The sequence below is a fragment of the Streptomyces sp. NPDC007917 genome, assembly GCF_042959105.1.
Classification (GTDB): domain Bacteria; phylum Actinomycetota; class Actinomycetes; order Streptomycetales; family Streptomycetaceae; genus Streptomyces.
Genome location: NZ_JBIBKK010000072.1, coordinates 1 through 2,595, shown reverse-complemented (window position 1 = coordinate 2,595; position 2,595 = coordinate 1). Strand labels below are relative to the sequence as shown.

Sequence of the window (2,595 nt, the reverse complement as noted above, 5' to 3'; positions counted from 1 at the left end):
CAGCCCGGCGACAAACGCCTCGTGGGCTACCTCGTCCCCGCCACCCCGGAAACAGAGGTCGACACCGCCCAGGTACTGCACACCCTCAGGGACCGACTCCCCGACTACATGGTCCCCACCGCGCTCATCGCACTCGACCGACTCCCCCTGACACCCAACGGCAAGCTGGACCGCAACGCCCTCCCCGCCCCCGCTCACACCACAACCACCACCGGACGCGCCCCACGCACACCCCGCGAACAAACCCTCTGCACCCTCTTCGCCGACGTCCTCGCCACACCCAACGTCACCATCGACGACAGCTTCTTCGACCTCGGCGGCGACAGCATTGTGTCGATCCAGTTGGTGGCTCGCGCACGCGCCGCCGGCCTGGTCTTCACACCCCGGGATGTGTTCGAGCGCAAGACCGTGGAAGCCCTCGCTCTGGTCGCAACGGACACCGGCGCCACAGCTGCCGGCGTGGACAGCGGCCAAGCTGTCGGCACCGTGGTGCCGACGCCGATCATGCACCAACTCCGGGAGCGTGGCGGGCCGGTGGAACGGTTCAGCCAGGGAGTGCTGCTTCAGGTCCCCGAGCGGCTGGGACTTGACCATCTGATCGTGGCGGTTCAGGCCGTCCTGGACCACCACGACGCTCTTCGCGCCAGCCTTGTGGAGCGTGAGGGTGACGCATGGGAGCTGGAGATTCCCGCCGCCGGCGCGGTGCGCGCGGCAGAGTGTGTGCAACGCGTCGATGTTTCCGGCCTGGCCGACGATGCTCTGAGCAAGGTCATCGCGGCGGAGGCGGAATCCGCCCGTGAGCGGCTTTCCCCCGGGTCGGGGACGATGGTTCAGGCCGTGTGGTTCGACTCCGGCCCCGAGGCGGCCGGGCGACTGCTGCTCGTGGTGCATCACTTGGTCGTCGACGGAGTGTCCTGGCGAATCCTGCTCCCCGACCTCCAGGCGGCCTGGGAGGCGGCCACCGCACAGGCCACCCCCGTACTCCAACCGGTCGGCACGTCCTTCCGCCAGTGGGCCTCCGACCTGGCCGAATACGCGCAGGCTCCGGAGCGGGAACAGGAACTTCCCCTGTGGCAGGCCATCCTCCAATCCCCCGAACCGCAACTCGGCGCGCGGCCTCTGGACCCGGCCCGTGACACCCTCGACACCGCGCAGCGCCTGACCGTGACCCTGACCCCGGAGCAGACCGAGCCTCTGCTCACCCAGGTCCCCACCCTGTTCCACGCCGGTGTCAACGATGTGCTGCTGACCGCCCTGACGCTGGCCGTGCTCCGTTGGCGGGCCGAGCGTGGCCGGCGTGGCGGAGACGGCGGGCTGCTCGTCGACCTTGAAAGCCACGGGCGTCATGAGGACATCACGGCGGCCGAGCTTTCCCGGACGGTGGGCTGGTTCACCTCCCAATACCCGGTCAGGCTGGATCCGGGGAGCTTCGATGAAGCTCAGGCCTGGGACGGCGGGGACGACCTGGGGCGTGTCCTCAAGCGCATCAAGGAACAGCTCCGCGCCGTTCCGCACGACGGCATGGGCTACGGGCTCCTGCGCTACCTCAACCCCGCCACCAGTTCCCGCCTCGCCGGCCTCCCGGCCCCACAGATCGGGTTCAACTACCTCGGCCGCCTGCCCATCGGGCAGGCCGCCCCCTGGGCACCGGCCGCCGAGTCCACCGCGGCAGGCTCCGGCGCCGACCCCCGCATGGCCCTGGCTCACACCCTGGCCGTCGGCTCACTCACTCAGGACACCCCCCAGGGCCCCACCCTCACGACCACGTTCACCTGGCCGGACGCTGTTCTCACCCGTGGGGAGATCCAGCAGCTCGCCGACGGCTACCACCACGCGCTGACCGCCATCACCCGCCACGCCACCCGCCCGGACGCCGGTGGCCGCACCCCCTCAGACCTGCCCCTGCTCGGAATCAACCAGGCGGACATCGACCGTCTGGAAAAGGTGTGGAGGAAGAAGAAGTGACTCAGCACGAACTGGAAGACATTCTTCCTCTCGCGCCGTTGCAGGAGGGCCTGCTTTTCCACGCTCTCTACGACACTGATGGCCGGGACGTGTACACGACTCAGTTCTCCTTCCGGGTGGAGGGACCACTGGATGTACCGGTTCTCAAGGCCTCTGTGCGGGCGCTTCTTCGCCGCCATGCGAATCTGCGGGCCGGATTCCTTCACGAGGGCCTGTCACGGCCGGTGCAGGTCATTCCCCGCGAGGTGGAGCTGCCCTGGGAGGAGATCGACTGGACACATCTCGACCCCGAGACGCAGGAGAGCTCTCTCGCCGCCTGGCTCGAGGAGGACCAGAGCCGCCGGTTCCACCTCGATGAGCCACCGCTGATCCGGTTCACCCTCATCCGTCTCGCGCCACAGCGCTACCGCCTGGTCTTCACCAACCACCACATCCTCCTCGACGGCTGGTCCCTGCCCATCTTGATGCGGGAGCTGTTCGCCCTTTACGCCCACCAGGGCGACGAGACCGCAGCCGGCCTGCCCCCCACCACCCCCTACCGCGACTACCTCACCTGGATCACCACCCAAGACCGCACCACCGCCCAAAACGCCTGGCAACACGCCCTCCACAACCTCCAACAACCCACCC

At 68.6% G+C, this 2,595-nt stretch carries 2 protein-coding genes; both read left to right on the top strand.

All coding sequences use genetic code 11. The features are described 5' to 3' along the window. Window positions 1–1,965, top strand: a 1,965-nt coding sequence (locus tag ACFZDL_RS47135) for a condensation domain-containing protein (protein WP_391194615.1), incomplete at its 5' end; no start/stop codon positions are given. Beyond that, the coding region (locus ACFZDL_RS47130; protein WP_391194613.1) for a condensation domain-containing protein at window positions 1,962–2,595 on the top strand (634 nt) is incomplete at its 3' end. The genes ACFZDL_RS47135 and ACFZDL_RS47130, both read left to right, overlap by 4 nt.